This window comes from Clostridium sp. C105KSO13 (assembly GCF_001517425.1).
Lineage (GTDB): Bacteria > Bacillota > Clostridia > Lachnospirales > Lachnospiraceae > Muricomes.
The window spans coordinates 257,920-265,126 of the sequence record NZ_FBWL01000169.1 but is presented as its reverse complement, the minus strand read 5'-3'; the positions used below and the strand labels follow the sequence as shown (position 1 = coordinate 265,126).

At 41.9% G+C, this 7,207-nt stretch carries 7 protein-coding genes; all 7 read right to left on the bottom strand.

All coding sequences use genetic code 11. The features are described from left to right. Nucleotides 1-490: 490 nt before the first annotated feature. Nucleotides 491-733: a hypothetical protein gene (locus BN3456_RS15715; RefSeq protein ID WP_141654516.1), complete on the bottom strand. Its 243-nt coding sequence runs from the start codon at nucleotides 731-733 to the stop codon at nucleotides 491-493. An 843-nt stretch (nucleotides 734-1,576) separates the two neighbouring features. After that, nucleotides 1,577-1,891: a hypothetical protein gene (locus BN3456_RS12340; protein ID WP_089984480.1), complete on the bottom strand. Its 315-nt coding sequence runs from the start codon at nucleotides 1,889-1,891 to the stop codon at nucleotides 1,577-1,579. A gap of 168 nt (nucleotides 1,892-2,059) precedes the next feature. Beyond that, on the bottom strand, nucleotides 2,060-3,343 hold the full coding sequence (gene hisIE, locus BN3456_RS12335; RefSeq protein ID WP_089984478.1) for a bifunctional phosphoribosyl-AMP cyclohydrolase/phosphoribosyl-ATP diphosphatase HisIE: 1,284 nt from the start codon (nucleotides 3,341-3,343) through the stop codon (nucleotides 2,060-2,062). A 12-nt stretch (nucleotides 3,344-3,355) separates the two neighbouring features. Then, nucleotides 3,356-3,943: an imidazoleglycerol-phosphate dehydratase HisB gene (hisB, locus tag BN3456_RS12330; protein WP_347458053.1), complete on the bottom strand. Its 588-nt coding sequence runs from the start codon at nucleotides 3,941-3,943 to the stop codon at nucleotides 3,356-3,358. A 27-nt stretch (nucleotides 3,944-3,970) separates the two neighbouring features. Further along, entirely contained in the window at nucleotides 3,971-5,263 is a 1,293-nt protein-coding gene (hisD, locus tag BN3456_RS12325) for a histidinol dehydrogenase (protein ID WP_089984475.1), read from the bottom strand. 13 nt (nucleotides 5,264-5,276) lie between these two features. Beyond that, a complete protein-coding gene (gene hisG, locus BN3456_RS12320) occupies nucleotides 5,277-5,921 on the bottom strand; it encodes an ATP phosphoribosyltransferase (protein ID WP_089984473.1) in 645 nt (214 codons plus the stop codon). Nucleotides 5,922-5,935: 14 nt separating this feature from the next. Then, nucleotides 5,936-7,180: an ATP phosphoribosyltransferase regulatory subunit gene (gene hisZ / locus BN3456_RS12315; RefSeq protein WP_089984472.1), complete on the bottom strand. Its 1,245-nt coding sequence runs from the start codon at nucleotides 7,178-7,180 to the stop codon at nucleotides 5,936-5,938. Between the last annotated feature and the right edge of the window lie 27 nt (nucleotides 7,181-7,207).

Sequence of the window (7,207 nt, the reverse complement as noted above, 5' to 3'; positions counted from 1 at the left end):
CAATCAAAACTACATAAGCCGTCCGCATGCGGGACTTGGTTCAAAAGGAAAGTACTAAATCAGGGGCTTGAAGTTCTAATCAGGCTCCTGATTTTGAGCCCCTGACTTAGAACTTTCCTAATTTATTCTCCCTGTGTATATAAATTCTACATGCTTGACTTCAATAATATAATATTCCTTAACTATTACTTCTTTTATTTCTATACAACTTATATCCCCCAAATCCAATTCCTATGAACAAAGTACAAATTCCTGCGATAAGTGGAATGTCAGGGGTGTCGTTGGGGGCATTTGACTTTTTCCCTTTGTACATGTCCTTATTATTTGTAGCGGCTTTTGTGGTAGTGGTTTCTTTGATGCTGTTTTTTTCTTTTCTTCCGGCTTATTTTCTTCTACCAATGTCCGGATTTTCTTATTACCTTCATTTTGGGGTTTTTGAGAACTTGTTTTTTCTGAATCCTTTGTTTCTTTCTTATTTGATATACCAATATTATAATGGGAACTTAATGTAGAAGATGTTTCCGGTGTCATCAATGTATCTGTACCCTTGCGTACAATCTACAGAAGACGTATAGTCTCTTATGGTTCCGTGGAACAGCCATGTATCCTGAAGTACCATTCCGAACATCTGGCGCAGTTCCCCTTTGGCGGAAGATTCTATTTTGAGCAGTGTTCCAAACTCATCGCAGAGAAGCCAACAGCCTTGCCAATTCCGTGGACATACAGATGCCATGGACTGTTCTGTGGTATTCTTCCAATTTACTTTTATTTACAGGATTTGAATATCAGGAATTTTTTATTGATTTTGAAATGGAATATAAGAAAATTATAGATGATGAATTTTAAACGGTCGTACTGGTAATGAAACACCTTTTAAATGAGAAGTTATCCAATAAGTTATATGACAAATCATAAAATGTTATATTTTCCATCGTTCAGAAGACACCAGAGAAATATATTCCTCATTTTCTTATGGAATGGCTGGACAAATACGCCAGTAAAAGGATTGCAGAACTTGACAGGCAGATTATCCACAATCAATGGGGGTCTATTGAATTGCAATCAGCTGTTGATAATATTCATTCTGGGCAGCAGTCAATAGAAAAAGCACCTTCAGAAGATTAATATTCTCTCCTGTTGATGCTTTTTTTGATTGCGAACTTATGTTCCCCATGCTATACTTAACTCATATAATTGAACAGAAAGCAGGATGCAAATTTCCGCTGTCGATTGCCATCTAGTATCGTGAAAGAGAGGGTGATGCCTTATGAATATAGGTGATGTATTAACTTTGTTGCTTGTAATCTTTACAGCACTGGACTACATAGACCATCATAACAATGACAAAAAGAAATAGCATCCCAACCGACCAAAGTTAGATGCTATTCCTTATAATCGCATTTTACTGAGGGCAATCGGAAATTTCAATTCCGACTACCTTTCTAAGTAAATTATATACTAGACCGTTTGTTTTTGCAAGCGGTCTTTTAATCAGTTTAGGATAAACTTATACCCCTGTCATTATTCATTATTAATCTTTATGAAAAAGTTACTCATCTAAAGATGAAGAACCTTGTTATAAACTTTTCCACACCGACTTAATATCTTTCAGCTCCAACTGGCGTTCTATTTGATTTATTATCTTCCCGCTGTTTACGTTTGCCACATCAATTTTTTCGTAATCTATCCAGATATAGCATACAAAGCACAGAACTGCCAGAATCAACCGAAAATAGAAGCTGTTTTTAGGCCTGGTTTCTTCATCACCTCCGTACAGGTCATGATAGATGCGTCCATACCGGGGGTGTACTGCCGGGATGCCCCCATCTTCATTATAAAGTTTTCTTGTCTGCCGGAGAAGATCCTTGCGCCGTTGTTCTGCTTCGTTCATAAGATATGTACCTCTGCTATATCAATCTACCCTATCTTATGTCCACATAGAAACAGTTAGAACTTCTTGTCTGCATAATAAGGAAGTTCTTTTCGCTAAGCTCGTGAATACCTCGCTAATCTCAATGAACGACCTACGTGCTAAGCTCGTGAAACACCTCGCTAATCACTATCGGTCTGCCAGTTCATTGGTGATGTCTTCCCAGGTAATTCCTTTTTCGACCATCAATACCATGGCGTGATACAAAAAGTCTGACATCTCGTATTTTACTTCTTCTGCATTTGGGTTTTTGGCTGCTATAATAATTTCCGATGCTTCCTCTCCCACTTTTTTTAAAATTTTATCAATCCCCTTATCAAACAGATAATTGGTATAGGAACCTTCTTTCGGATGTTGTTTTCTGTCAGCGATTGTGGCATAGACAGATTCAAACACCTGGAGAGGGTTCTTGACATCATATTCACTGCCCACGACAGGCTGGAAGAAGCAGCTGTGGCTCCCAGTATGACAGGCGGCCCCTATCTGCTCTACTTTTGCTAGGAGGGTATCGTTATCACAATCCATGGTTAGTGTCTTTACATACTGAAAATGACCGGATGTAGCTCCTTTTATCCACTGCTCTTTTCTACTTCTGCTGTAGTAAGTCATTTTTCCGGATTTTATGGTGTGATCAAAGGCTTCCTCATCCATGTACGCCAGCATCAAGACTTCATTTGTTTTATAGTCCTGAACAATTACAGGCAAAAGACCATCCGAATTTAATTTGAATTCTGAAAAGTCTACCATGCTTTCAAAAGAAGTCATGCGGATACCCTCGGCCAGGCAAATATTTTTAAACGCATGATAATCTATGTCTTTCTGACTGATGAAGAGTCCTGAAACACCTTTTATTCCTTCGTTTTTTAATATTTTTAGTATTTCCTCCTTCTCCATGGTGTCTGTGACTACAACACTGGGAATCTGGGTCACGTTCATAACGGAATTAAGATCCAGCCTGTGCATGAATATGATTTCCGAGCCATACTCTTCTATGAGATGCTGTTGTTTGAACAGGGCATCGAAATCATTCAGTGAAACAGCGATCCTTTCTTTGCCAAACCGTTTGGAAACCTCTTCGATCAGGTCAATAGATTCAGATTTTGAGAAATTCAGCATAGCCCGTCTTGCACCGGCATACAGAAATTTCTTTACATCCTCCTGTCTGCTGATATTGCCACCGGCAATCATGGGGATACTGATGACTCGATTGATTCTTTTTATCAGATCAATGGCCTGTTCGTGTTCCTCATCCGAGTCGGACAGGTCAAAGACAATCAATTCGTCTGCGCCCATATCACAGTAGTGCTTTGCCAGTGATGTTACATTGTCAGAAATTACTTCTTTATCGTCGAACCACCGGACTGCTTTTCCTTTATCGATGAAAATGCAGGGGGTTAATCTTTTATAACTCATTTCTTTTCTCCTTTACAGGCTGCCCTTTGTAGACCAGACCTCTTTCATTCTCGGCTCCTCCATGGTTGCCGAATCCAGCGCTTTTCCAAATGCTTTAAATAAAGCTTCTGCCATATGATGGTTGTTGCCGCCGTCAAGAATTTTCAGATGCAGATTCATGGCTGCGCTGTATGATACCGCATAGAAAAATTCTTTTACCATCTCTGTGTCCAGCCCGCCGATTCGTTCGGTTGTAAAACCAGCCTTGTAGTTCAAGTATGGACGTCCTGAAAGGTCTATTGCGCACAGGGCAAGTGTTTCATCCATGGGAAGGATAAAACTTCCGTAACGCTTAATCCCGGTCTTATTCCCGAGAGCTTCGGCTATAGCCTGCCCCAGTACAATCCCGGTATCCTCCACGGTGTGATGGCAGTCTACTTCTAAATCTCCCTTTACCTTTACTTTCAGGTCAAACAGACCGTGCCGTGCAAACCCGTCCAGCATGTGGTCAAAAAAAGCGATGCCCGTGTCAATGCAATTATGTCCTTTTCCATCCAGACAAATCGTCAATGCAATATCTGTCTCTTTCGTTTTTCTATTACAACTGCCAGTCCTGTCCATCACATATTTCCTCCTTCATGCAGCGTTCTACTGGTCAAATCTCACCTTTATGGAGTTTGCATGAGCCGTAAGCTGTTCTGCCTCGGCGAACTTTTCAATATCAAAGTGTACCGCTTCCAGCGCTTCCCTCGAGTAACATATGATACTTGATTTCTTCAGGAAATCATCCACCGACAGAGGGGAAAAGAATTTTGCGGTTCCGTTAGTGGGCAGTATATGGTTTGGCCCTGCAAAATAATCACCCAGAGGTTCGCTGCTATATTCTCCTATAAAGATTGCTCCTGCATTGCGTATTTTTGTCATGACAGTAAAAGGATCCTTTGTTACAATTTCCAGATGCTCCGAAGCAATTTCGTTTACGGTGTCAATGGCAGCTTCCATGCTGTCCGCCAAGAGAATATGTCCGTAGTTGTCCAGTGATTTCTGTATGATTTCACCTCTGGACAGTGTTTTTATAAATTCATCTATCTCCAGGGAAACTTTTAGGGCCAGTTCCTGACTTGTTGTTACCAGTATGGCGGAAGCAAGCTCATCATGTTCGGCCTGTGACAGCAGATCTGCAGCCACGTATCTAGAATTGGCCGTCTCATCCGCAAGTACCAGAATTTCACTGGGCCCTGCAATGGAATCAATGCTCACATGTCCATAGACCGCTTTTTTAGCCAGAGCCACATAAATATTCCCGGGCCCTGTGATTTTATCTGCCTTAGGGATACTTTCTGTCCCATACGCCAGAGCGGCAATGGCCTGAGCTCCGCCCACCTTGTATACGGCAGTGGCACCTGCTTCATTTGCTGCAACCAGCGTTACCGGATTTACCTTTCCGTCTGCTCCCGGCGGTGTCGTCATAATAATTTCTTCAACACCTGCTACTTTTGCAGGTACGATATTCATCAGCACAGAGGAAGGGTAGACAGCTTTCCCCCCAGGCACATACACGCCTACCCTGTGAAGGGCAGTCACTTTTTGTCCCAGAATCGTGCCGTCCGGTTTGCTGTCAAACCAACTGTACTGCATTTGCTTTGCATGGTAAGACTCAATATTTTCCAGAGATTTTCGGATAATGGCAAGAAGAGAACTCTCTACCTGGTCATAAGCTTCCTTTATCTCTTCATCTGTCACCAAAATGTTGGATGCATCTATTTTTGCTTTATCATATTTCTCTGTATAAGAGAAAATTGCTTTGTCACCCTTCTCTTTTACTTCACTTAAGATTTCCCTGACTCTGGTTTCATATTGTCCGTAGTTATCAGGACCCCGCTTCAGAAGGTCCGCAAGCAGGTTTTTCTTTGTGCCTTCATCCAGTTTTTCAATACGCATCTTATCCCTCCGTTCAAATGTTTTTCTGCAGTTCTCTTAGGTTTGTGATTAATTCTTTGATCCGGCTGTTTTCCATCCTCATGCTGACCGGATTGACAATCATGCGGGCAGACAGAGAACACACCTCCTCCAGAACAACCAGCCCGTTTTCTTTCAGAGTGGAACCGGTCTCCACAATGTCCACGATAACCTCAGAAAGTCCCACTATAGGTGCCAGTTCAATAGAGCCGTTCATTTTAATAATCTCTACTGTCTGGTGCTTTCTATTATAAAAATAGTCCTTTGCAATGTTGGGATATTTTGTTGCAACCCGTATAAGTTCACGGTGTTTGAGAAGATCCTTTGCATCCTCATGACCACAGACACACATCCTGCATTTGCCGAACCCCAGGTCCAAAACCTCATGAACCTTGCGCCCCTCTTCTATAATGACATCTTTCCCTGCCACACCGATATCTGCGGCGCCATATTCTATATAAGTAGGAACATCCGGACCTTTTGCCAGAAAAAATTTAAGCTTTAAATCCTCATTTACAAAAATCAGCTTCCGGGAATCCTTGTCCTTTAGTTCATCACACGCAATTCCAAGCTTTTCCAGCATCTCCATTGTCTGATTTGCCAGACGGCCCTTTGTCAGGGCAAAAGTTAAATATCTCATGTCCGCTGCTCCTTTTATCTCCCTGCATTGATCAGCTTTTCTTCGCCGGTAAGCAGGTTTATCATCCCAATAGTCAGATCATCATTCAGATAAAGCATACTGACGGCCTGTTTTCGCTTTCCGTAGGATATGTAATATTCTTTGGTATCCTCTTCGTCCCGTTTCGACATTTCCACACATCTGCCTTTGGCCCGGAAGTCCTTTGCGAGAGCAATTGCCCACTTCTGTGTTGCCTCTGTGTACACAATCATATTTGTATGCAAAGTCTCCACCGGAATTTTCTGGCGGCCAAGAGCACTCATTAATTCATCGATAATAACAGCAAAACCAATGGACGGTGTGTTTTTCCCGAACTTTTCAAGAAGGTGGTTATAGCGGCCGCCTCTTACCACAGCATCTCCTGTTCCATAGGTATAAGCACGGAAAATAATGCCTGTATAATATCCGTAATTTCCGTTCATGCTTAAGTCAAATGTAATATGATCCTCCACACCGTAAAGTGTCAGCAGCTTATAAATCTGCTGTAGATGAAAAATGGCATGTCTGGCCTCGATACTTGGCGCGATTTCCTGTGCCGTATCAAGAAGTTCCACATCTCCCATCAACTCGGGCAATATATGAAAAGCTTCTTTAATATTTGGTTTCACATTTTTGTTATCAAGGATTTCTTCCACTCCAAAATAATTCCGATTGGCAATCAACCGGTGTATTTTTGCTTTTTCGTCCGTTTCGAGATGTGTTGCATTCATCAGGCTTTGAATATAATCAACATGTCCGATATTTACCTGAAATTCTTTCAAGCCAACCTTTTCCAGTCCGTTGACCACCATTGCAAGCATCTCTGCATCGGCTTCTATGGAATCGGCCCCGATCAGCTCCGCTCCCATCTGGGTGTTTTCCTTTAGGCGTCCCTGATAGCTGGAATGATTGATAAAGGTACTGCCTGTATAGCAGAGACGGATAGGAAAATCTTGTGTCTCGAACAGGGTTGCCGCCGCCCGCGCAATAGAAGGGGTGATGTCTGGGCGAAGTACCAGCGTATTCCCGTCTCTGTCAAAAAACTTATATAATTCTCTGGAAGAAATAGTACCGATTTCTTCTCTAAATACATCAAAATATTCGAATGTAGGTGTCTGGATATCCTGGTAACCGTAGACCCTTAGGATCTCATGCAAGTTGTCCTGGACTTTTAGTTTCTTTTTACATTCCGTATTATAAATATCTCTGACTCCCTCAGGAGTATGTAGCTTCTGTTCCATATCTGCCGCCTCACTTTATCGTGCTAA